The sequence below is a fragment of the Pelagerythrobacter rhizovicinus genome (assembly GCF_004135625.1).
GTDB lineage: Bacteria > Pseudomonadota > Alphaproteobacteria > Sphingomonadales > Sphingomonadaceae > Pelagerythrobacter > Pelagerythrobacter rhizovicinus.
Genome location: NZ_SDPV01000001.1, coordinates 850,393 through 873,147, shown reverse-complemented (window position 1 = coordinate 873,147; position 22,755 = coordinate 850,393). Strand labels below are relative to the sequence as shown.

Genomic DNA, 22,755 nt, shown 5'->3' with positions numbered 1-22,755 from the left:
GGCGCTCTACCCGCCGCTGCGGTTGATTCTGCTTCGATAAACCCGAATGACGCGACCTCGGTTCCCGCTGGCACGCAGTGAACTCGTCAGGTCCCGCCGATCTGCAGAAACCGCTCCTCGCGCATGCGCCGGAGCTCGTCGGGAGAAGAAGCGGACAGCCCGTCAAGCTCCTCGCCGATCACGCGGCCCAAGGCTTGCGCCGTGGCCGCGGGGTCGCGGTGCGCGCCCCCGATGGGCTCCGGAACGATGCGGTCGATCACCCCAAGCCGCTCAAGGTGCTGCGCAGTGACTTTCATCGCTTCCGCCGCGTCGGGTGCCTTTTCCGCCGTCCGCCAGAGGATCGAGGCGCAGCCTTCGGGCGAGATCACCGAGTAGACGGCATGCTCGAGCATCAGCACCCGCTCCGCGCTCGCCAGCGCGACCGCGCCGCCCGATCCGCCCTCGCCCACGATAGTCGCGATCATCGGCACGGGCAGCGCGAGACATGCTTCGGTCGAGCGCGCGATCGCTTCCGCCTGCCCCCGCTCCTCTGCTTCCACCCCGGGGAAAGCACCGGACGTATCGACAAGCGTCACCACCGGGAGACCGAAGCGACCGGCCATTTCCATCAGGCGGATCGCCTTGCGGTATCCTTCGGGCTTGCCCATGCCAAAGTTGTGCCGAAGGCGGGTCTCGGTGTCGTGCCCCTTCTCGTGTCCGATCAGCATCACGCGTCGCCCGTCGAGCTTTGCGAAGCCGCCCAGGATCGCCTCGTCCTCGCCATAGTAGCGATCACCGCCGAGGGGGATAAACTCCTCGAACGCGTGCTCCACGAAATCGCGGAAGTGAGGCCGTGCCGGATGACGGGCTACCTGCGTCTTCTGCCACGGCGTCAGCGCGGCATAAGTGCTGGCGAGAAGATCGGCGCTCTTCTGCTCGAGCCGTTGGAGCTCGCCCGAAATATCGACATCGTCGCCTTCGGCTGCAGTGCGCAGTTCAGTGATACGCGCATCGAGCTGCGCGACCGGTTTCTCGAATTCGAGATAGGAGATCATCGGGCCGCGCTAGTCCGACTGGCCGCGAACGGCAAGGGGATGCCGCTCGTTAACCAGCGCTACAAGCCGTGCGCTGTCCACGTGCGTGTAGATCTGCGTGGTTGCAATGTCGGCGTGGCCGAGCAGCGTCTGCAGCACGCGTAGGTCCGCCCCACCTTCCAGCAGGTGCGTGGCAAAGGCGTGGCGCAGCACGTGCGGGCTGATCTTTTCCGGCGCTAGCCCGGCACGCGCCGCAAGCGCCTTGAGCAGCTGAAACAGCCGTACGCGCGTCAGATGTTTGCCGGCGCGGGACGGGAAGAGGTGTCTGGATCCCCCGGGCCGAAGCGGAAGCCAGCGCGACATCGCCAGCCGCGCACGGCCGCTGACAGGGACCATGCGCGCCTGTCCGCCCTTGCCGGTCACAGTCAGGAACGGCGCATCGCGCGGCACGGCCGAAAGGGGCAGCGAGACGAGCTCGGTCGCGCGCAGACCCGACCCGTAAAGCAGTTCAAGCAGCGTCAGCAGACGCACCGCGCGCGGCTCGTCCCCCTGCGCCTCGTTCTCCGCCCGGGCGAAAAGCGCCTCGATCTCCCCATGCGAAAGGATTTTCGGCAACGGACGGCGCGCCGCAGGCCGGGGTAGCGCTGCGGACGGGTCGTCGCTGCGCAAGCCCTCATCGACCAGGAAGCCGTAGAACTGCCGCAGCGCCGAGGACTTTCGCGCTACGCTGGACGGCGCAAGTGCGGACCACGCGCTGCCCAGGCGCGCCAAGTCTCCGCGGTCCGCACGCTCGAGCGGCCCGACCGCCTCTTCCGCGCCTTCCAGGTCCCGGCGGTAGGCTGCGAGCGTGTTCGCCGCCGCGCCGCGCTCCGCGGCAAGCATGACCAGAAAATCCTCGATCGAGGACATCAGGCCCGCGCCACGGCCTCCGCAGCGATCATACGCGCTTCGGCGGAGAGGCCGACGCGGTTGAGAGCCGATACGATGTGAAACAGATGCCGCGCGGTCATTCGGTCCCACCCCTCGCCCTGCATGCCGAGTCCCGCGAGCAGCGCAACGAGCGCCGCGTTGTCGACGTCCGCCGCGCGCTCGATCGTGCGCGTCCATCTGGTTTCGTGCGAGAGGTCGATCCCCACACGCTCCGAATAAGACCGCGCAGTGCCACTTTCGAGCCGCCCCAGCCCCGCGAGCGCGGCGATGAGGAAGCGCGACTTGCGCTGTCCGGCACTCTCGTCGGCGTCGATGAAGGTATCGAGCGGGCCGCCGCCAATGGAGTCCTGCCGGTCCGGCTGCGCCAGGGCCAGCAGTGCCCAGCCCTGGCTTCCCTGCGCGACGACCGGCGCCCATTCCATGGCATCGCGCTCCAGCCCCGCGGCCAGCATGGAGGCAATCAGGTGCGGCGCGGCCTCCGCGAACTGCTCGCTCGGTCGCATGCGTGCCGCGGCGTAGGCGGTGAGCACCAGTCGCCCGTAGGCGGGCGAATCCGACGGACCCCAGATTTCCTGCATGGCAGCGAGCCGCGCGGCGGGCTCGCCCACATAAGCGTCGCGCAGGCTTGCCGCCGTCGCCACGGCAGGGCCTTCGGTCCCTTCCGCCGCGTAGATCTGGCTGTAGAGGTCGACCATGGCGGAGGCAGAGAGAATGCCTTCGCGCGCGGCCCGGTCCGCACCGGCCGCGCGCGTCGCAGGCGCAAGCATCGACGCAATCGCGGAAACCCGCTGGTAATAGGGCTCCGGGTTCGTCAGCAGATTCTCGGGTATTTCCGCGCCGACCGCTGCGGCGAGCGCAAAGCGCCATGGGGTGATCTCGTCCACTTGGTCCCATTCGAGAGTCACCGCGCGCCGTCCTGCTCCCGCCGCACCCGCGTATCGTTGCGCCAGCAGCACGTCGATCGCCGGAGCGGTCCCGCGTGAAAGTGCGCGGGTGAGCTCGGTTCCAGCGCGCACGCCCTGTCCGGCAAAAGCCGCGCAGATCGAACGCCAGAGCTGCCACCGCGCCTCGTCGCGGTCGCTCGCCTGAAGCTGGATCGCCGGACAGGCGCCGACGATGTCGCCAGTCGCAACATAAGCATCCAGTGCGGCGCCGGTCAGCGCGCCATTCCAGTTGCCGGTGTCGATGTCCTGCGCAATGGCCCGGGCCGCCGTGTATTCACCCATCGAGTTGAGAGTCTCGACCCGCAGTGCGGCAAAGTCGACCGCATCCATCCCCTCCGGCGCGGCAAGCCTGCTCGCCAGCGCTCGGCGAAGCAGGATGTGTCCCCAGCGTGACACGAGCGGACCACGCGTTCCGGCAAGCGCGGCGCGCACGAGGGAGGCAGGCTGCCCGGCCAGCGAGGCGGTTGCGAACCCACCCTCCTCCGGCGCAAGCACACCCACCTCGGCCAGGGAACGGCGTGCGGCTGGCGGAATGTCGTAGCGCGGCTTGAGCCCGAGCAATTCATCGAGTTCGTCGGTGTCCATCGCCTCGAGCTCTTCGAACGAGGGCAGATCATCGGGCAATGCGATGTCGGCTACGTCGAACTCGGGCAGGGGCTGGATCACGGGAGTGCTGGTCGCGCTTGGTGTCGGAGCCGCGGTACGGGTGGCGGTGGGGCGCGGAGTAGGCGTCGGGCTGGGGCTGGGCGTCGGCGCCGGATCGTCGAATCCGGGCGGCAGCAGCGACTCTGGTGCGCTCTGCGCAAGCACAAAAGTGGAGCTGAGCGTCAGCGCAGCGCCTCCGGCGAGGAGGATTGCCTTCATTCCGCAGTCTCCGGGAGGTCGATTGACTCGGCGATCGGCCGAACCGGCTCTTCCCCGCCATCCATCCAGGCATAGAGCAGCAGCGCGGCGACCAGCGCCGCCACCGCCCATACGATACGCCTACCTGTCATCGCCAAGCCAGCAGACCCTTCTTGCCCGTCCGTTTGCACAGTTGCGCCGCACCTAGCCCATCTATAGGCGAAGCGGCAATGACCCAGGAGGCCGAAATACGAACCGACGCCGAGATCGCCCGCATTGCGCGGCGGATCGATCGGCCCGTGGTATTGGTCGGACTGATGGGTGCGGGCAAGTCCACCGTGGGACGCAAGCTGGCGGCCTTGCTCGGCAAGAGCTTCGTGGATGCGGACGAGGCGATCGAGGATGCCGCTCAGATGTGCGTCGCGGAGATCTTCGACCGTTTCGGTGAGGACTACTTCCGCGATGGAGAGCGGCGCGTAATCGCCCGATTGATCGAAGAAGGTCACGGCGTGATAGCCACCGGCGGCGGCGCATTCGTCAACGACACCACTCGCAAGATGATCCTCGAGGAAGCGATTGCGGTATGGATCGATTGCGACGTGGAAACGCTGGTCGAACGCACCGCGCGGCGCGACGTTCGCCCGCTGCTGCGCAACGGCGATCCGCGCGAGATCCTCACCCGTCTGCTGCAGGAGCGCAAGCCGTTCTATGCACAGGCACCGATCCGGGTCACGGGAGAGGACGGGCCCCACGTCGAGACGGCGATGGCCATAGTGGAGGCGATCGATCGATGGCTGTAGTGCCCGTGGAGTTGGGTGGGCGATCCTACGAGGTGCGCATCGGCAAGGGCCTGCTGCATGGGGCCGCGCAGCAATGTGTGCCGCTGCTTCGCAAGCCCCGCGTGCCGATCGTCACCGACCGCAATGTTGCGCAGCATTGGCGTGACGCCGTCGAGAGCTCGTTTGCCGATGCCGCCATCGAATCCCGCTGGTTCGTGCTCGAACCAGGCGAAGCGGCAAAGAGCTGGGAGAATCTCCGGCGCGTCACCGACTGGCTGCTGGCAGAACAGGTCGAGCGCGGCGATCACGTGCTGGCGCTGGGCGGCGGGGTGATCGGCGATCTCGTCGGCTTCGCTGCGGCAATCCTCAAGCGCGGCTGCGGCTTCATCCAGTTGCCGACAACGCTGCTGGCGCAAGTCGACAGCTCGGTAGGCGGCAAGACCGCGATCAATACCGGCGCGGGCAAGAACCTGATCGGCGCGTTTCACCAGCCCTCGCTGGTTCTGGCCGACCTCGACGCGCTCGATACTCTGCCCGACCGCGAGATGCGCGCCGGCTATGCCGAAGTGCTTAAGTACGGCGTGCTCGGCGACCGCGAATTCTTCGACTGGCTCGCAGCCAACGGCAAAGCGGTCCTCGCCCGCGAGGACACGCCGCTGGAGTACGCGGTCGCCACCAGCGTCGCAGCCAAGGCGCGGATCGTCGCGGAGGACGAGCGCGAGACCGCCGACCGGCGCGCGCTGCTCAACCTCGGCCATACGTTCGGCCACGCGCTGGAAGCGGAAACGGGCTTTTCCGACCGTCTGCTGCATGGAGAGGCCGTTGCGCTCGGCATGGTGCTCGCCGCGCGCTATTCGGCACGGCGTGGCCAGATCAGCGATGCCGACGCGGAGCGGGTAACGCGCGCCGTCGATGCGGCGGGTCTGCCGAGCGAGATCGCCGCTCTTGGCCTCGGCTGCGATGGCCGCCGCCTTGCGGACCACATGCTCCACGACAAGAAGATGGACGCCGGCACTCTGCCCTTCGTCCTCCTGCGCGCGATCGGCGACGCCCATGTGGCTCGCGACGTTGAACTGGCGGACGTTAGCGAGTTCCTGAACGAAGAGCTGCGGGCGGGTTGATCGTGATCCTCCCCATCGTCTTGCGATGGGGAGGGAGACCGCGAGACGCGAAGCGGCTCGTGGTGGAGGGGTTTCTGCACTCCAAACCCCTCCGTCAGCCGCCTGCGGCGTCTGCCACCTCCCCATTTGTGCTGACGCAAAAATGGGGAGGATATGTGGGGATTGACCCTGCCTCCCGCCCAACGCACTCTCGCCACATGACCCGCTTCATAGACCTCTCGATCCCCATAACCAACGAGGTCATCTCCGACCCAGAGGTCATGCGGCCGAAGATCACCTACATGACGCACGAGGATACCTGGCAGCAGATCGCCATGTTCTTCCCCGGGCTCGAGAAAAGCGACCTGCCGGACGGTGAAGGCTGGGCGGTCGAGATGCTCGAACTCTCGACGCATAACGGCACGCACATGGACGCGCCGTGGCATTACCACTCGACCACCAGCGAAGGCGCCCGGGCCGCCCCAAGCATCGACGAGGCGCCGCTCGACCGGTTTTTCCGCCCGGGCGTGAAGCTCGATTTCAGCCATCTGCCGCACGGACACGTGGTGAGCGCGGCCGAAGTCGAGGCTGAGCTCGACCGGATCGGCTACGCGCTCAGGCCGCTCGACATCGTGCTCGTGCAGTCGGGCGCGGTCTATGGAACCGAGAACTTCACCGATCAGGGTGTCGGCCTTGGCGCGGAAGCGACGCTATGGCTGACCGAGCGCGGCGTCGAAGTGGTCGGCACCGACGCCTGGAGCTGGGACGCGCCCTTCAGTCATACCGCCCGACGCTGGGCGGAAAATCGCGATGCCTCGATCATCTGGGAAGGCCACAAGGCCGGCCGCATCCGGCCCTATTACCAGATCGAGAAGCTCACCAATCTCGAACGCCTGCCGAGCCACGGCTTCACCGTGAGCTGCTTCCCGGTGAAGATCGAGCGCGCCAGCGCCGGCTGGATCAGGGCCGTGGCGCTGATCGACGATTAGAACAGGCGCGAGCCGTTCGGCACCGGCTTGTCGGGCGCGAACAGCACGACCTCACCCGCCTCGTCGGCGAAGCCCAGCGTCAGCACTTCGGACATCGCCGGGCCGATCTGCCGCGGCGGGAAGTTGACCACCGCCGCAACCTGCCGCCCGGGAAGCTCCTCCAGCGCGTAGTTCGCCGCGATCTGCGCGCAGCTCTTCTTCTCGCCGATCGCGGGGCCGAAATCGATGCGCAGCCGGCAACTCGGCTTGCGCGCCTCGGGAAACGCCTCGGCCGCGACGATCGTGCCGATGCGGATGTCGGCCTTCAGGAACGTCTCGAAATCGATCCGCTCGGCAGCCGGCGCGTCGGGCGAATGGCGGAGGTGCACTACTCCAGCTCCAGGATCACCGCGTCGACCGCCAGACTGTCGCCCTGCGCGGCGTTGATCTTCGCGACTTTGCCCTGCTTCTCGGCGCGCAGGATGTTCTCCATCTTCATCGCCTCGACCGTCGCCAGCGGCTGACCCGGCTGGACCTCCTCGCCCTCCTCCACGTGGAGCGCGACGAGCAGACCGGGCATCGGGCAGATCAGCAGCTTCGAGAGATCCGGCGGCACCTTTTCGATCATGTGCTGCGACAGATGCGCGACGTGTGCCGGCAGGATACGCAGCACGTGCCGTGCGCCCCGCGTGGTGATCGCGTAGCCAGTGCGCGTGGGTTCGAGCTGGAGCCCGAATTTCTCGACCGGTTCGGCATCCTCGTCCGATCCGATTTCGTAGAGCGCGACTTCGAGGAAGCGTGTGCCGGGCGCGTACTCCATCTCGAGTTCGACCGCCTCGCCGTCGACCGTGATGGCCGTCTCTTCCAGGCTCACCGCATAATCGGTGCCATCGATCGTCACGCACCAGTCGCCCGGAGCGGCGAGCGCGGGATCGAGCTGCCCTTCGATCCGTCGCCCACGATCCGCATCGGCCGTTGCCATGGCGCCGCCGACCGCGGCAAGCGCGCGTTTCAGGTCCTCGGAGGCCGCCGCGCCGGCGAACCCTTCGGGATACTCCTCGGCGATGAAGCCGGTGGTCAGTTCGCCCGAGCGGAAGCGCGGGTGCTGCATGATGGCCGAGAGGAAGTCGATGTTGTGCCCCAGCCCCTCGATACGGAACGCATCGAGCGCCTCGATCTGCAGATCCGCCGCTTCCTCGCGCGTCGGCGCCCAGGTGATCAGCTTGGCTATCATCGGATCGTAAAACATCGACACCTCGCCGCCTTCGAAGACGCCGTCGTCGATGCGCACGCCATCGATCCCGCGGCGGCCGTTCGCCTCGCCGTCATCGGTCCAGCCTTCGACCGGGGGCTGGTAGCGCACGAGCCGGCCCGTGCTGGGAAGGAAGCCGCGGTAGGGGTCCTCGGCATAGACGCGGTTCTCGATCGCCCAGCCGTCGATTGTCACATCGTCCTGCGTGAAGCCGAGCTTCTCGCCGTAAGCGACACGGATCATCTGTTCGACCAGATCGACACCGGTGATCGCCTCGGTCACCGGATGCTCGACCTGGAGGCGGGTGTTCATCTCGAGGAAGTAGAAGCTTTCGCCCGTCTCGTCCGCGCCGGAGACGATCAGTTCGACCGTGCCTGCCGAGTGGTATCCGACCGCCCTCGCCAATGCGACGCACTGCTCGCCCATCGCCTTGCGCATCTTCGGCGTGACGAACGGGCTCGGCGCTTCCTCGACCACCTTCTGGTGGCGGCGCTGGATCGAGCATTCGCGTTCATTGAGATAGACGATGTTCCCGTGCTTGTCGCCGAGCACCTGGATCTCGATGTGGCGGGGGTTCAGAATGAACTTCTCGATGAACACCCGATCGTCGCCGAAGCTGTTGAGGCCTTCGCGCTTGACGCTCTCGAAGCCTTCGCGGACGTCCTTTTCGTTATAAGCAAGGCGCATCCCCTTGCCGCCGCCGCCGGCCGAGGCCTTCATCATGACCGGGTAGCCGATGCCGTTGCTGATCTCGATCGCATGTTCGGTATCGCGGATCTCGCCGACAAACCCGGGGACGACGTTGACCCCCGCCTCCTTCGCCAGCTTCTTCGATTCGATCTTGTCGCCCATCGCCGCGATCGCGCCGGGCGGCGGGCCGACGAACGCGATCCCTTCCTTCTCCAGCGCCTCGACGAAGCTCGCCCGCTCCGAGAGGAAGCCGTAGCCCGGATGCACCGCCTCGGCGCCCGTCTGCTTGCACGCGGCGATGATCTTGTCCGCGATCAGGTAGCTCTCGGAGGCCGGCGCCGGCCCGATATGCACCGCCTCGTCCGCCATCCGCACGAACGGCGCGCGCGCATCGGCGTCCGAATAGACCGCGACGGTCGCAATGCCCATGCGCCGCGCGGTCTTGATGACCCGGCACGCGATCTCGCCCCGGTTGGCGATGAGGATTTTGGAGAACATGACCTATTTTGTGCCTTCGATCGAACGGGCGATTGTTTCTATCGCGCTCGTCACGGATTTCCCGCTTTCGCGCTGACCGAGGCTTGTGAGGGCATCGGCCACGTTCTTCTGTTCCTGTGCAAGGCGCATGAGGGCGAAGGCAATCGCGAATTGAGGATTTCCCGATCTCGCATGCTGTTCGAAATAGTCTTCGATGGATTGTTCATGCGCCAAAACATCTCTCCTCAATTTTTCTGCTTTGCATCGGCTCCTCGCCCTGCAGCGCCGTCAGGCCAAGCTTGGCGAACAGCGCGCCGTCGCTGTCGTCGCCGGCGTTGGGCGCGGTCAGGAGCTTGTCGCCGGTGAAGATCGAGTTCGCGCCGGCCAGGAAGCACAGGGCCTGCGTCGCCTCGCTCATCGACTCGCGGCCGGCGGAGAGGCGGACCATGCTCAGCGGCATGGTGATCCGCGCCACGGCGACGGTGCGGACGAATTCGATGTCGTCGATCTTGGCGAGCGGCGTGTCGGCCAGCATGTCGCCCAGCACCGTGCCCTTGACCGGGACCAGCGCATTGACCGGGACGCTTTCCGGATGCTGCTCCAGCGTTGCGAGCGTGTGGATGAACCCCACCCGGTCCGCGCGCGTCTCACCCATGCCGACGATCCCACCCGAACACACGTTGATGCCCGCCTGGCGCACGTTGTCGAGCGTTTCCAGCCGCTCGTCCATCGTGCGCGTGGTGATGACGCGCTCGTAATACTCGGGGCTACTGTCGATGTTGTGGTTGTAGTAGTCGAGCCCCGCCTCGGCGAGCATGTCGGCCTGCGTCGGCGTCAGCATGCCGAGCGTCATGCAGGTCTCCAGCCCCATTGCGCGAACGCCCTTCACGATCTCGACGATCTTCGGCATGTCGCGGTCTTTGGGATTGCGCCATGCGGCACCCATGCAGAACCGCTGACTGCCGTGATCCTTGGCCTGCGCCGCCGACTGGAGCACGGCCTGCACGTCCATCAGCTTGGTCGCCTCGACGCCGCTGTCGGCATGGACGCTCTGCGAGCAATAGCCGCAATCCTCCGGGCACCCGCCGGTCTTGATCGAGAGCAGCGTGCAGAGCTGCACTTCGGCCGGCGGATGGTTCTCCCGGTGCACCGAGGCCGCGCGGAACACGAGCTCGGGGAAAGGCAGGTCGAACAGCTCGGCGATTTCCTCGCGCGTCCAGTCGGTGCGGATTTGGGTCATCAGATAGCGTCCAGTGCCTGCGAGAGGTCGGCGATGATGTCGTCGATATGTTCGATGCCGACCGATACCCGCACGACGTCCGGCCCCGCGCCGGTCGCCTCCAGCGCCTCGCCTTCGAGCTGGCTGTGCGTGGTCGAGGCCGGATGAATGATCAGCGACCGCGTGTCGCCGAGATTGGCAAGATGGCTGAACATCTTCACCGAGGAAACCAGCTTCACGCCCGCGTCGTACCCGCCCTTCAGGCCGAAGGTGAACACCGCCCCGCCCTTGCCGCCGAGATAGCGCTTGGCGAGCGCATGATAGCGGTCGTCCTCCAGCCCAGCGTAGGAGACCCCGTCCACCTTTGGATGCGCCTTCAGCCACGTGGCGAGCGCCAGCGCGTTGCTGCAATGCCGCTCCATCCGAAGCGCCAGCGTCTCCATTCCGGTGAGCGCCAGGAAGGCGTTCATCGGCGCCAGTGCCGGCCCGAGGTCGCGCAGGCCGAGGGTCCGCGTCGCGAGGATGAAGGCGAGATTGCCGAAGGCCTCGGTGAACCTGATCCCGTGGTAGGAATCGTTCGGCTCGCTGAGGGTCGGATACTTGCCACCCTTCGCCCAGTCGAAGCTGCCCGCATCGACGATCACGCCGCCGATGGCGTTGCCATGTCCGTTGAGGAACTTGGTGGTCGAATGGACGACGATGTCGGCGCCGTAGTCGATCGGGCGGCAGAGAACCGGCGTCGCCATCGTGTTGTCGACGATCAGCGGAACGCCGGCGTCGTGCGCGACCTTCGCGATCGCCTCGATGTCCTGCACCACGCCGCCGGGGTTGGCGAGGCTTTCGATGAACACCGCGCGCGTCTTGTCGGTGATCGCGGCGGCGACGTTGCCGGCGTCATCGGCGTCAACGAACTGCGTGGTCCATGCCATTTTGCGGAAGCTCTGGCCGAGCTGGTTCTGCGAACCGCCATAGAGCTTCTGGGCGGCGACGATCTCGCACCCCGGCTCCATCAGCGTGTGGAACGCGAGGAACTGCGCAGCGTGGCCCGAGGCCACTGCCAGCGCCCCCGCGCCGCCTTCGAGCGCAGCGATCTTGCCCTCCAGCGCCCCGTTCGTCGGGTTCATGATCCGGGTGTAGATGTTCCCGAATTCCTGCAGGTTGAACAGGCGCGAAGCATGTTCGACGCTGTCGAAGACATAGGACGACGTCTGGTAGATCGGCGTGATCCGCGCCTTGGTGGTCGGATCGGGTTCGGTCCCGGCGTGGACGGTGAGCGTTTCGGGTTTTTGTGTCATATGGGGCTTCCGATAGCGGCCTCGCGCGTTTGCGCAAACCCTTGCAGTGCGGCGACGTAGTGTGGCGCCCCGCGGCGGTCGCCCTCGCCTGCCAGCAGCTTCTCCATCGCACCGGCGAGCCGCGCCACGTTCGCATCCGACAGGGAGCCGAGCGGCGCGACATAGACCCCGATGGTGAACAGGATCGCGCCGGTTTCCGGTAGGCGCCGCAGCGTCTGGCGTTCGGAGCGGACGAACAGCGTCTCGCCCGCGTTTTCGGGCGTGACATGGGCGAACGCTTGCTCGGGCGCTTCGGCGACCCAGCGCAGGGCGGGGGTCGCGGCGATGAACCAGTTGCAGCGGCCGAATATCCGCCCGGGGGCGAGCCCGGCAATGAAACGGTCCACGCCGCTCGCGAGCTGCTCCGCATAACCCTGAATCGGCGCGTGCATGGCCGTCAGCGGCAGGCCCATCTTCTCCGCCGGGCGCCAGTCGCTCGGGAAAGCCACGGCCGCGCCGACGAGGCGGTAGAAGTCCTCGCCCTCCCGGCGCGTAAGCAGGCACATGTCCTCCCAGCGCGCCTTCGCGGCTTCGGCGAGTCCTCCTTCGACGCCGAGCATCCCGGTGAGCTCGCGTCCCGGCGCTTCGCTTCCGGCGGTGAGCCGGATGCCTTCGGGATAAGCCGCAAAGCCCGCCTCGCGCGCGGCGAGATCAGGAGCGGGATCGAGCCACTCGTCCTCCGACAGCGCTGCGAGCCCCATCTTGAGCACGCCCCCGCCGCGAGCGCGAGGCAGAAGCGCGTCGACGGAGAAGCCGAGAGTCATGACAGGCTCAATTACTCCGCCGCCTCTGCCCCACCTTCTCCGTCTTCCGTTTCCTCGCCGGCAGGCGGCATGTTGTGGCCGAGCAGGCGCAGCATGTCGGCGGCGCATTCGACGACGTTGGAGCCCGGCCCGTAGATGCCCTGCACGCCTGCCTTGCGCAGGAACTCGTAGTCGCTCTGCGGGATCACGCCGCCCGCGACGACCTTGATGTCCGCACGCCCGGCGTCCTTGAGGAGTTGGATCAGCTCGGGGATCAGCGTCTTGTGCCCGGCGGCGAGGCTCGAGGCGCCGATCGCGTCGACGTCGGCCTCAAGCGCCATCTCCATCGTCTCGCGGGGGGTCTGGAACAGCGGGCCGCTCAAGACCTCGAAGCCCATGTCGGCGAAGGCGCTGGCGATCACGTTCGCGCCGCGGTCGTGGCCGTCCTGGCCCATCTTGGCGACCATGACCTTGGGCTTGCGGCCGAGCCGCCGCGCGACGGCCTCCACCCCGCGCACGACCTGCGCGTAGCGTTCGTCATCCTTGTAGGCGGCGCCGTAGATGCCCTTCACCGGGCGCGGCATGGTGTCGTAGCGGCCGAAGGCTTCCTCCATCGCGGCGGAGATCTCGCCCAGCGTCGCCCGCTCGCGCGCGGCATCGACCGCGAGGGCGAGCAGGTTGCCCTCGCCCTTCGCGCCCTCGGCCAGCGCCTTGAGCGCCGCCTGGCACTTCGCCTCGTCGCGGCTCGCGCGCACGCGCTCGATCCGGGCGATCTGGCTCTGGCGGACCTTGGTGTTGTCGATGTCGAGCGTCTCGATCGGGTCCTCGTCCTTGAGCCGGAACCGGTTGACCCCGACGATCACGTCCTCGCCCCGGTCGACCCGCGCCTGCCGCCCGGCGGCGGCTTCCTCGATCATGCCCTTAGGCCAGCCGGCGGCGACCGCCTTGGCCATGCCGCCTTCGCTCTCGACCCGCTCGATGATCGCCCAGGCTTCGTCCACGAGCTGCTTGGTCAGCGCCTCGACGTAGTACGAGCCGCCGAGCGGATCGACCACGTTGGTCATCCCGGTCTCTTCCTGCAGCACGATCTGCGTGTTGCGCGCGATGCGGGCAGAAAAGTCGGTCGGCAGCGCGATCGCCTCGTCGAGCGCATTCGTATGCAGCGACTGCGTACCGCCGAGCATCGCGGCCATCGCCTCGATCGTCGTGCGGATGACGTTGTTGTACGGATCCTGCTCGGTCAGAGAGACGCCGCTCGTCTGGCAGTGCGTGCGCAGCATCTTGCTGCGTTCGCTCTTCGCGCCGAGCTCGGTCATCGCACGGTGCCACAGCGTGCGCGCGGCGCGCAGCTTGGCGACTTCCATGAAGAAGTTCATCCCGATCGCGAAGAAGAAGCTCAGCCGCCCGGCAAACTTGTCGATGTCGAGCCCGCTGGCGACCCCGTACTTCACGTATTCCATGCCGTCGGCGATGGTGAAGGCGAGCTCCTGCACCTGCGTCGCGCCGGCTTCCTGCATGTGATAGCCGGAGATCGAGATCGAGTTGAACTTGGGCATATGGTCCGCCGTGTAGGCGAAGATGTCGGAGATGATCCGCATGCTCGGCTCGGGCGGGTAGATGTAGGTGTTGCGGACCATGAACTCCTTGAGGATGTCGTTCTGGATGGTCCCGGTGAGCTGATCGGGGCTCACCCCCTGCTCTTCCGCCGCGATGATGTAGAACGCGAGGCACGGGATCACCGCGCCGTTCATCGTCATCGAGACGCTCATCTCATCGAGCGGAATACCGTCGAAGAGTATCTTCATGTCCTCCACGGTGTCGATCGCCACGCCGGCCTTGCCGACGTCGCCGACGACGCGCGGATGGTCGCTATCGTAGCCCCGGTGGGTGGCGAGGTCGAACGCGACCGACAGCCCCTTCTGCCCCGCCGCGAGATTGCGGCGGTAGAAGGCGTTCGATTCCTCGGCAGTCGAGAAGCCCGCGTACTGCCGGATCGTCCACGGCCGCCCGGCATACATGCTCGCCTTCACGCCGCGCGTGTACGGCGCGAAACCGGGCAGGCCCGGGTCCCATCCCTCGAGATCCGCTTCGGTGTAGAGCGGCTTGACCGCGATCCCTTCGGGCGTGTGCCAGGTAAGGTCGCGGCCTTTCACTTCCTTGTCGGCGAGGTCCTGCCAATCGGAGAGGGTGGGCCGGGTGTCTTTGTGGTCGGTCATGGCGGCTCCTAATCATATTCCAGAAGGAAGCGGAAGGGCCGCAGTGCGCCGCCAAGATCTGCTCGCCACCGCCCCGGAAGGAGAGATGTGGCGGCGGCCTTACCGCCCCTTGAACGCCGGCTTGCGTTTCCCGAGGAAAGCCATGCCGCCTTCGCGCGCGTCCTCGGTCGAGGCGGCGATCCGCTGGCCCTCGGCCTCGGCCTGGAGCGCCTGGGCGTAGCTGTTCTCGAGCGCGGTGAGGATATTCTTGCGCATCGTGGCGTAGGAAACGGTCGGCCCGTTGGCGAGCCGCGCGGCAAGCGTCTCCGTCTCCGCGGCGAGCGATTCGTCGGCCACGGCCTTGTAGATCATGCCCCACTCGAGGGCTTTGTCCGCGCCGATCTTCTCGCCCAACATCATCATCTCGGTCGCGCGCGCCTTGCCCACCAGGCGCGGCAGCATCCAGCTCGCGCCGCCATCGGGCACGAGGCCGATGTTAACGAAGGCCTGGAAGAAATAGGCGCTCGCCCCCGCGATCACGAAGTCGCCCGCCAGCGCGATCGAGCAGCCGATTCCCGCCGCCGGGCCGTTGACCGCGCAGATGACCGGCAGGTCGAGCCGCGCGAGCTTCATCATCAGCGGGTTGTATTTCTCGGTCAGCGCCATGTAGCTGCCCTGGGCGCCGTTCACCGGGCGGTCGCCGCGCGCAGCGAGGTCCGCGCCGGAGCAAAACGCCCGGCCCTCGCCGGTGATCACCAGCACGCGCGCGTCGTCGAGATGATCGAGCGCTCTCAGCATCTCGTCGGCCATCTCCAGCGAGCAGGCGTTGAGCCGCTCCGGCCGATTCAACGTGATGGTGGCGACGCCCTCTTCGATGGCGAACTTGATGGTCTCGAAATCCATGCGCGGTCTCTCTCCCGTTTCGCGGAGGAGCATCAGCGCGAACGGTTGCCCTTTGCAACCCCTGATGGACCGAAACGCTAGTGCGCGCCCTTGGGCGTTTCCATGATTTCGGTAAGCTGGCCCATCATGTCCTTCGGGTGGACGAAGAAGATCGGCGTGCCGTGCGCCCCGATCCGCGTCGGGCCGAGGATGCGCTTGCCCTTCCCCTCGAACCACTCGCGCGCCGCCGCGATGTCCTCGACCTCGAAGCAGACGTGATGCTGCCCGCCGAGCGGGTTCTTCTCGAGGAACCCCCGGATCGCCGAGCCCTCGCCGAGCGGCTCGATCAGCTCGATCTGCGTGCCGTTCATGCCGCTATCGGTGGGCGTGTTGACGAAGCAGACCTTCACCCCCTGTTCGGGCAGGTCGAACGGCTCGACGATGTCGGTCGCCCCCATCGTCTCGCGATAGTGCGCGATGCTGTCGGCGATCGAGGGCGTCGCGACGCCAATATGGTTGAGACGGCCGAGTTTCATCGCATCACCTCACAAGGGAATATTGTCGTGCTTCTTCCAGGGGTTCTCGAGCTGCTTGCCGCGCAGCTTGCGCAGACCGAGCGCGATCCGGCGCCGTGTGGAGTGTGGATAGATCACTTCGTCGATATAGCCGCGGCTGGCGGCGACGAAGGGGTTGGCGAAGCGGTCTTCGTATTCCTTCGTCTTCTCCGCGATCTTCTCGGGATCGTCGCGATCCTGACGGAAGATGATCTCGACCGCGCCCTTGGCGCCCATCACCGCGATTTCGGCGGTCGGCCAGGCGTAGTTGAGGTCGCCGCGCAGGTGCTTGGAGGCCATCACGTCGTAAGCGCCGCCGTAGGCCTTGCGGGTGATGACGGTGATCTTGGGCACGGTCGCCTCGGCATAGGCGAACAGCAGCTTGGCGCCGTGCTTGATGATCCCGCCGAGTTCCTGGCTGGTCCCGGGCAGGAAGCCGGGGACGTCGACGAATGTCAGGATCGGTATGTCGAAGGCGTCGCAGAAGCGCACGAAACGCGCGGCCTTCTTGCTCGAGTTGATGTCGAGCACGCCCGCCAGCACCATCGGCTGGTTCGCCACCACGCCCACGGTGCGACCCTCGACCCGGCCGAAACCGCAGATGATATTGCCCGCATGCGCCGGCTGGATCTCGAAGAAGTCGCCTTCGTCGAGCACCTTACGGATGACCTCGTGCATGTCGTAAGGCTGGTTCGCGTTGTCGGGGATCAGCGTGTCGAGCGACGGTTCCTCGCGGTCCCACGCGTCGGCGGTCGGCCGTTCGGGCACGTCCTCGCGGTTCGAGAGGGGCAGGTAATCGAAGAAGTCGCGCGTCGCGAGCAGCGTCTCGATGTCGTTCTCGAACGCGAGGTCGGCGACGCTGGTCTTGGTCGTGTGCGTCACCGCGCCGCCCAGTTCCTCCTGCGTCACGACCTCGTTGGTGACCGTCTTCACCACGTCGGGCCCGGTCACGAACATGTAGGAGCTGTCCTTCACCATGAAGATGAAGTCGGTCATCGCCGGCGAATAGACCGCCCCGCCCGCGCATGGGCCCATGATCAGGCTGATTTGCGGCACCACGCCGCTGGCGAGCACGTTGCGCTGGAACACTTCGGCATAGCCGCCGAGCGAGGCGACGCCCTCCTGGATGCGCGCGCCGCCGGAGTCGTTGAGGCCGATCACCGGCGCGCCGACCTTCAGCGCCATGTCCATCACCTTGCAGATCTTCTCCGCATGGCGCTTCGACAGCGATCCGCCGAACACGGTGAAATCCTGGCTGAAGACATAGACCAGGCGGCCGTTGATCGTGCCAGACCCGGTGACGACGCCGTCGCCCGGGATCTTCTGGTCCTGCATACCGAAATCGACGCAGTCGTGCTCGACGTAGGTATCGAGCTCCTCGAAGCTGCCCTCGTCGAGCAGCACGTCGAGCCGTTCGCGCGCGGTGAGCTTGCCCTTGGCATGTTGCGCGTCGATCCGCTTCTGTCCGCCGCCCATACGAGCGGCTTCCCGGCGGCGTTCCATTTCGGCGATATTGGCGGACATCCTGACCCCTGATCTTGCGGTGGCGGAGGCCTAGCGGGCGGCGCAAGCGAGCGTCAATCTTTCATGCGCGTTACACGAGTCCCCCCGAAGGGAGAGTCCTCGAGCCTCTGGCGGCGTCCCTTGCCTGAGTCCCGGCGAAGGCCGGGACCTCGTGCCGCTAGCGCTCCGTTCGATATGGGCAATGCACGCCCACGGCTCACGACCTTCCAGCGAAGCGCCGGCGGCCTGAGGCCCCTGCCTTCGCAGGGGCTCGGGCGGATTTACCGCATGAGCACCAGTTCTTCCGCCATGGTCGGGTGGATGGCCACGGTCGCGTCGAAGTCCGCCTTGGTCAAACCGGCCCTCACCGCCACGGCCGCGGCCTGCATGATCTCGGCCGCATCCGGCCCGATCATGTGGATGCCGAGGATTCGGCCCGAGTCCTCATCGCAGATCATCTTGTAGAGCGCCCGCTCGCTGCGGCCGGCGAGCACGTTCTTCATCGGCCGAAAGTCGGACTGGTAGACGCGGATCGAACCGTACTTGTTGCGCGCCTCGCCCTCGGTCAGCCCGACGCCCGCGAGCGGAGGGTGGCTGAACACGGCGGCGGGGATGCAGCTATGGTCGACTTTCGTCCGCTTCCCGCCGAACACGGTGTCGGCGAAGGCCTGCCCCTCGCGGATCGCAACCGGGGTGAGTTGCACGCGGTTCGTGACGTCGCCGACGGCATAGATGTGATCGGCGCTGGTCTTGCTAAACTCGTCGACCACGATTTCGCCCTTGTCGCCCAGCTTCACGCCGGCCTTGTCGAGCCCCAGACCTTCGGTGTTGGGCACCCGGCCAGTCGCGAACAGGACGGCATCGACGACGAGATCGTCGTGATTGGTCATCGAGACCTTCAGGCTCCCGTCGTCGTTCTCCTCGATCCCCCGGAACTCGGCGTGGAAGCGGAAATCGATGCCTTTCATCACGCTGATCTGCAGCAGCCGGTCGCGCAGGGCCGCGTCGTAGCCGCGCAGCAGAACGTCGGAGCGATTGATGATCGTGACCTGGCTGCCGAACTCGTTGAAAATCCCCGCGAACTCGTTGGCGATATAGCCGCCGCCGGCGATCAGGATACGCGGCGGCAGGGCGTCGAGATGGAAAGCCTCGTTGCTCGTGATGCCCAGTTCATTGCCCGGGCATTCGGGCACATGCGGCCGCGCGCCGGTCGCGATGAGGATATGCTTCGCGGTGACTTTCCTGCCGCCTGAAAGGGCAATCTCGTGCGGCCCGGTCAGCTCGGCACGCTCGTTGACGATCTCGACGCCGTGATTCTCCAGCGTCTCGGTATAGAGGCCGTTCAGCCGGTCCACGTCGCGCAGGACGTTGTCCCGCAGCGTCGCCCAGTCGAACTTCGGATTGTCGATCGTCCATCCGAAGGCCCGGGCATCTTCCAGGTCCTCCGCGAAGTGGGCCCCGTAGACGAGCATCTTCTTGGGCACGCAACCCCGGATGACGCAGGTGCCGCCGACCCGGTGCTCTTCCGCAATGGCGACTTTCGCACCATGCGCGGCGGCCACCCGGCTCGCACGCACCCCTCCCGAACCGGCACCGATGGTGAAGAGGTCGTAGTCGTACTGGTCCGCCATGCGCGCGCTCCTTGTTTGGACGCGCGATATGGCGGGCATGGAAGCGCTTGCCAACCGCCGCGGCGGGCGCCGATCAGTCGTCGCGGCGGCGGACCGGGGGTTCTTCCTTGGCCAGCCGGCGTGCGGTCGTCGCTGTTTGCGCGGCGAAGAGCACGATCAGCAGCAGCCCAACGCCGCCGACGAAGAGATCGAACCCGTTGAGCTGCCAGACGATCGGGTTCTCCTGCCCTGCGATCAGCATGGCCAGCGTCAGGCCGATCAGGACAAGCCGCAGCTCGGTCGGGCCGGCATTGAGATAGGACAGCCGCAGCTCGCCTAGCACCCGCACCGAAAGGAAGGCGTGGATCGACATGAGCAGGTATCCGGCTAGCGCCACGAGCGCCACCTCGAGCTCGACATAGGCGCTCAGCCCGATGCCAACGACCACCAGCATCGTCGCGAAACCGTCACAACTGTGGTCCAGGAAATAGCCGTAGCGCGGACGCTCGATCGCCCGGTAGCGGGCGAGGCTGCCATCGAGCGAATCGCCGAACCAGTGGACGACGTAGCCGGCGATGGACAACCACAGCCAGCCCGCGTCGAAGTTGCTCGCGATGTACCCGGCGAAGACCAGCAGGGCGCCGAACATGCCGGTGAACGTCAGCATGTCGGGCGTCACCCACGGGGGCATGGCGGCACACAGGCGGTTGAGGATCCGCCGCTCGACGCGAGCGATCAGATTCTCCTGAATCCGCTCGATCGGCGCGGCGGTGGCGTTGGCACGTGGTTCCATTACAGATCGCCCGTTACTGGCTGGGTCGCACAAAAGGCGGACACTACCGGCCCGCGGGCGGCGAAGTCCAGTAAACTAACGCAGGCGTCAACCCTGCCCGCCACGACCCGAGCGCCTGCGGCGCCGGGGTGGGCGGCCACGGCCGGCACCTTCGCTCCGCTCGCCTGCGCCGTGCGGCTTGCCCGCGCGATTCGGATGCTTGTGCTTCGGCTTGGCCGTACGCTGTTCGCCCCCGGCCGAGCGGGCCTCCCCCCGCGGCTTGACCGCGACACGCTGGCGCGGCTGGCGCGGTTCGGGCTTGGTCGGCCCGACGCCCTCGACCACCGCACGGAAGTTCGGCGGCAGGTCGAGCCGGGTGAATTCCGCGTCGGTAACCTTGCGGATATCCTTCAGGTAGGCGCGCTCGTCCTCCGCGCAGAAGGCGATCGCGATCCCGTCCGCTCCGGCGCGCGCGGTGCGGCCGATGCGGTGGACGTACTGCTCGGGCACGTTGGGCAGCTCGTAGTTGATCACGTGGCTCACGCCCGGAATGTCGATCCCGCGCGCGGCGACGTCGGTGGCGACGAGAATCCGCGTCTTGGCGGAGCGGAACTCGGCCAGCGCCCGCTCGCGCTGCGGCTGGCTCTTGTTGCCGTGGATCGCGTTGGCGGCGATGCCGACTTGCGCCAGCTTCTTCACCACGCGGTCCGCGCCGTGCTTGGTGCGGGTGAAGACGAGCACGCGCTCGATCTTGCCCGGCACCGGATGGCGGCCGGCGAGGATCATTTCGAGCAGCGTCTGCTTCTCGTCCTGCTGGACCATGAACAGGTACTGGTCGATCCGCTCGGCCGTCGTGCTTTCCGGCGTCACCGAGACCTGGACCGGGTTATGGCAATACTGCCCGACCAAGTCCTTGATCTGCTTCGGCATCGTCGCGCTGAAGAACAGCGTCTGGCGCTCCTTCGGGACGAGTTGGCTGATCTTGCGCAGCGCGTGGATGAAGCCGAGGTCGAGCATCTGGTCGGCCTCGTCGAGCACGAGGATCTCGACCCCTCCCAGCCCAAAGGCCTTCTGGTCGATCAGATCGAGCAGGCGGCCCGGCGTGGCGACGAGGATGTCGGTCCCGCGGTGGAGCTTGTTGCGGTCCTTGCTGACCGAAGTGCCGCCGACGATCGACTGGACCTTGAGGCCGGCGAGCGCGCCGTAATCCTTGGCCGACTGGGCAATCTGCCCGGCCAGCTCCCGCGTCGGGGCAAGCACCAGCATGCGGCACGACTTGAACGGCGTCTGCCGCTCCGCATCGCGCAGCCGGTCGATCGAAGGCAGCATGAAGGCCGCCGTCTTGCCGGTGCCGGTCTGCGCGATGCCGAGCAGGTCGCGCCCTTCGAGCACGGGCGGAATGGCCTGTTCCTGGATCGGCGTGGGCGTGTTGTATCCCTTCAGGTCAAGCGCCTGGAGGACGGGCTGCGACAGCCCGAGTTGTTCGAATGTCATTGTGGATTGAACTCGCAAAATATGCGGCGCGCAGCCGAAATGGCGCGCGCTCGCGGTGGTTGTCAAAACCGCCCGCGTGAAAAGGGAAGTCTCTTGGGTAAACCGAAGTGCGGCCGGGGCGTCCCTGTCTCGGGCCGCCGCTTCACGCTGGCACGCGCGCTTCGCTGAGGGCGCAGATGGGGGCAAAACCTCCCAAAGTCAATGCCGCAGGTGAGCACCCGCGGTCCGAACCGGCGACAAAGGAGGGAACCGGCAGCCCGCGCCGCCGATTCCTGTACAGCGACGCCGCGCACCGGCCGGCTCTCGTCCGATGAGAAGCAAACGGAGCTCCCCCGCCATGTTCGACCCCATCGTCGAAGCGATCGACACGCAGGCACAGGCGCTGTCCAGTCCCTGGAGCATCATCGCGGTGGGAGCAGCGGCAACGCTGGCCGCACTCCTGACGCATTGGATCGTATTCCGCGTGCTGCGCCGCATTGCCCGGCGCAGCGACAGCGACTCCGACAACGTCCTGATCCGCTGCCTCGCCCAGCCCACACGGGTTGCGCTGATCGCGCTCGCCCTCGTGCTCGTCGCCCGCGAGATCCCCGCACTGGATGCCATCTGGCAGAAAGTCGCCAGCTTCGTCATGCCCGCGCTGGTCGGCTGGATCGCGCTCGCCATTCTTCACGCGCTGGTGACGGCGATGAAGCTGCGCGCCGACATCACCGTGGCCGACAACCTCGCCGCCCGCCGCCAGCGCACCAAGCTGACGATGTTCAGCCGCATCGCGACGTTCCTGATCGTCTTCGTCACGGTAGGGCTGATGCTGCTGTCGATCCCGGGCGTGCGCGACGTCGGCGTGACGCTGGTGGCCTCGGCCGGGCTCGCCGGCCTCGCGGTCGGCGCCGCCGCGCAGCCCGCCCTCCGATCGTTGATCGCAGGGGTCCAGATGGCGCTGACCGAGCCGATCAATATCGACGACGTGGTGATCATCGACGGCGAATGGGGCCGGATCGAGGACATCCGCACGACTTATGTGGTGGTCAAGATCTGGGACGAGCGGCGCCTGATCGTGCCAACCTCACGCTTCCTCGAGGACACGTTTCAGAACTGGACCAAGAAGACCGCCCAACTGCTCGGCACCGTGATCCTCTATCTCGACCCCGCGGCGAAGATCGCGCCGATCCGCGCCGAGTTCGAGCGGCAGGTCAAGTCGAACTCGCGGTGGGACGGCCGCGTCCAGGTGGCGCAGGTCACCGAAACCCATCGCGACGCGATCGAACTGCGGCTGCTGATGAGCGCGGCGGATTCAGGCACTCTGTTCGACCTGCGGTGCGACATTCGCGAAGCCATGCTCGCATGGATCGCCGACAACTGCCCCAACGCATTCGCCAAGACGCGCCTGGCGGCGCCCGATCCGATCGGCCTGGAAATGGAGGCGCGCGAGGCCGCGTGAGGACGGCGGCGGTCG

The 22,755-nt window shown here is 66.7% G+C and carries 21 protein-coding genes; 4 read left to right on the top strand and 17 right to left on the bottom strand.

The genetic code is table 11. From position 1 onward, the window contains the following. Positions 1-86: 86 nt before the first annotated feature. Genes ETX26_RS04240 through ETX26_RS14510 form a run of 4 tightly spaced genes read right to left on the bottom strand, consistent with a single transcriptional unit; the run spans position 87 to position 3,882 of the window. Complete coding sequence (locus ETX26_RS04240; RefSeq protein ID WP_129523416.1) at positions 87-1,034, bottom strand: acetyl-CoA carboxylase carboxyltransferase subunit alpha; 948 nt, start codon at positions 1,032-1,034, stop codon at positions 87-89. Positions 1,035-1,043: 9 nt separating this feature from the next. After that, positions 1,044-1,922: a tyrosine recombinase gene (locus ETX26_RS04235; RefSeq protein WP_129523415.1), complete on the bottom strand. Its 879-nt coding sequence runs from the start codon at positions 1,920-1,922 to the stop codon at positions 1,044-1,046. Next, a complete protein-coding gene (locus ETX26_RS04230) occupies positions 1,922-3,751 on the bottom strand; it encodes a hypothetical protein (RefSeq protein ID WP_129523414.1) in 1,830 nt (609 codons plus the stop codon). The genes ETX26_RS04235 and ETX26_RS04230 overlap by 1 nt, the downstream gene beginning before the upstream one ends. Further along, on the bottom strand, positions 3,748-3,882 hold the full coding sequence (locus tag ETX26_RS14510) for a hypothetical protein (protein WP_263853358.1): 135 nt from the start codon (positions 3,880-3,882) through the stop codon (positions 3,748-3,750). The genes ETX26_RS04230 and ETX26_RS14510 overlap by 4 nt, the downstream gene beginning before the upstream one ends. Before the next feature lie 78 nt (positions 3,883-3,960). On the opposite strand from ETX26_RS14510, the gene ETX26_RS04225 reads away from it, so the two are divergent. The 3 genes from ETX26_RS04225 (at position 3,961) to ETX26_RS04215 (ending at position 6,598) form a co-directional block, all read left to right on the top strand. Further along, positions 3,961-4,530: a shikimate kinase gene (locus ETX26_RS04225; RefSeq protein ID WP_129523413.1), complete on the top strand. Its 570-nt coding sequence runs from the start codon at positions 3,961-3,963 to the stop codon at positions 4,528-4,530. Continuing rightward, complete coding sequence (gene aroB, locus ETX26_RS04220; RefSeq protein ID WP_129523412.1) at positions 4,521-5,630, top strand: 3-dehydroquinate synthase; 1,110 nt, start codon at positions 4,521-4,523, stop codon at positions 5,628-5,630. Before ETX26_RS04225 ends, aroB begins: the two co-directional genes overlap by 10 nt. 197 nt (positions 5,631-5,827) lie before the next feature. Continuing rightward, positions 5,828-6,598 carry a cyclase family protein gene (locus tag ETX26_RS04215; protein ID WP_129523411.1) on the top strand — a complete coding sequence of 257 codons (771 nt, stop codon included), beginning with the start codon at positions 5,828-5,830 and terminating at the stop codon, positions 6,596-6,598. Here the strand turns inward: ETX26_RS04215 and ETX26_RS04210 are convergent. The 13 genes from ETX26_RS04210 to ETX26_RS04150 all read right to left on the bottom strand — a co-directional run bounded on the left by ETX26_RS04210 (position 6,595) and on the right by ETX26_RS04150 (position 21,302). Further along, on the bottom strand, positions 6,595-6,966 hold the full coding sequence (locus ETX26_RS04210; RefSeq protein ID WP_129523410.1) for a tRNA-binding protein: 372 nt from the start codon (positions 6,964-6,966) through the stop codon (positions 6,595-6,597). The two genes, ETX26_RS04215 and ETX26_RS04210, sit on opposite strands and share 4 nt — an antisense overlap. Beyond that, on the bottom strand, positions 6,966-9,017 hold the full coding sequence (locus ETX26_RS04205; protein ID WP_129523409.1) for an acetyl-CoA carboxylase biotin carboxylase subunit: 2,052 nt from the start codon (positions 9,015-9,017) through the stop codon (positions 6,966-6,968). Before ETX26_RS04205 ends, ETX26_RS04210 begins: the two co-directional genes overlap by 1 nt. Positions 9,018-9,020: 3 nt before the next feature. Continuing rightward, positions 9,021-9,230, bottom strand: a complete 210-nt coding sequence (locus tag ETX26_RS04200; RefSeq protein ID WP_129523408.1) for a hypothetical protein — start codon at positions 9,228-9,230, stop codon at positions 9,021-9,023. Beyond that, entirely contained in the window at positions 9,220-10,236 is a 1,017-nt protein-coding gene (bioB, locus tag ETX26_RS04195; RefSeq protein WP_129523407.1) for a biotin synthase BioB, read from the bottom strand. The genes ETX26_RS04200 and bioB overlap by 11 nt, the downstream gene beginning before the upstream one ends. Beyond that, on the bottom strand, positions 10,236-11,510 hold the full coding sequence (locus ETX26_RS04190) for an O-acetylhomoserine aminocarboxypropyltransferase (protein ID WP_129523406.1): 1,275 nt from the start codon (positions 11,508-11,510) through the stop codon (positions 10,236-10,238). The genes bioB and ETX26_RS04190 overlap by 1 nt, the downstream gene beginning before the upstream one ends. After that, on the bottom strand, positions 11,507-12,313 hold the full coding sequence (locus ETX26_RS04185) for a heme-dependent oxidative N-demethylase family protein (RefSeq protein WP_129523405.1): 807 nt from the start codon (positions 12,311-12,313) through the stop codon (positions 11,507-11,509). The genes ETX26_RS04190 and ETX26_RS04185 overlap by 4 nt, the downstream gene beginning before the upstream one ends. 11 nt (positions 12,314-12,324) lie before the next feature. Beyond that, complete coding sequence (gene scpA / locus ETX26_RS04180) at positions 12,325-14,508, bottom strand: methylmalonyl-CoA mutase (protein ID WP_129523404.1); 2,184 nt, start codon at positions 14,506-14,508, stop codon at positions 12,325-12,327. Positions 14,509-14,607: 99 nt separating this feature from the next. Then, positions 14,608-15,390, bottom strand: coding sequence for an enoyl-CoA hydratase-related protein (locus ETX26_RS04175; protein ID WP_129523403.1), 783 nt, complete (start codon positions 15,388-15,390; stop codon positions 14,608-14,610). 77 nt (positions 15,391-15,467) lie between these two features. Further along, positions 15,468-15,905 carry a methylmalonyl-CoA epimerase gene (gene mce, locus ETX26_RS04170; RefSeq protein ID WP_129523402.1) on the bottom strand — a complete coding sequence of 146 codons (438 nt, stop codon included), beginning with the start codon at positions 15,903-15,905 and terminating at the stop codon, positions 15,468-15,470. 9 nt (positions 15,906-15,914) lie between these two features. Further along, positions 15,915-17,447 carry an acyl-CoA carboxylase subunit beta gene (locus ETX26_RS04165; protein WP_129523401.1) on the bottom strand — a complete coding sequence of 511 codons (1,533 nt, stop codon included), beginning with the start codon at positions 17,445-17,447 and terminating at the stop codon, positions 15,915-15,917. Between the two features lie 260 nt (positions 17,448-17,707). Next, a complete protein-coding gene (gor, locus tag ETX26_RS04160; protein WP_129523400.1) occupies positions 17,708-19,057 on the bottom strand; it encodes a glutathione-disulfide reductase in 1,350 nt (449 codons plus the stop codon). Between the two features lie 73 nt (positions 19,058-19,130). Then, complete coding sequence (locus ETX26_RS04155) at positions 19,131-19,829, bottom strand: CDP-alcohol phosphatidyltransferase family protein (protein WP_129523399.1); 699 nt, start codon at positions 19,827-19,829, stop codon at positions 19,131-19,133. 87 nt (positions 19,830-19,916) lie between these two features. Then, positions 19,917-21,302: a DEAD/DEAH box helicase gene (locus tag ETX26_RS04150; protein ID WP_129523398.1), complete on the bottom strand. Its 1,386-nt coding sequence runs from the start codon at positions 21,300-21,302 to the stop codon at positions 19,917-19,919. A gap of 337 nt (positions 21,303-21,639) precedes the next feature. Here ETX26_RS04150 and ETX26_RS04145 point away from each other — a divergent pair, with 337 nt between their 5' ends. Then, entirely contained in the window at positions 21,640-22,740 is a 1,101-nt protein-coding gene (locus ETX26_RS04145; protein ID WP_129523397.1) for a mechanosensitive ion channel family protein, read from the top strand. Positions 22,741-22,755: the final 15 nt, after the last annotated feature.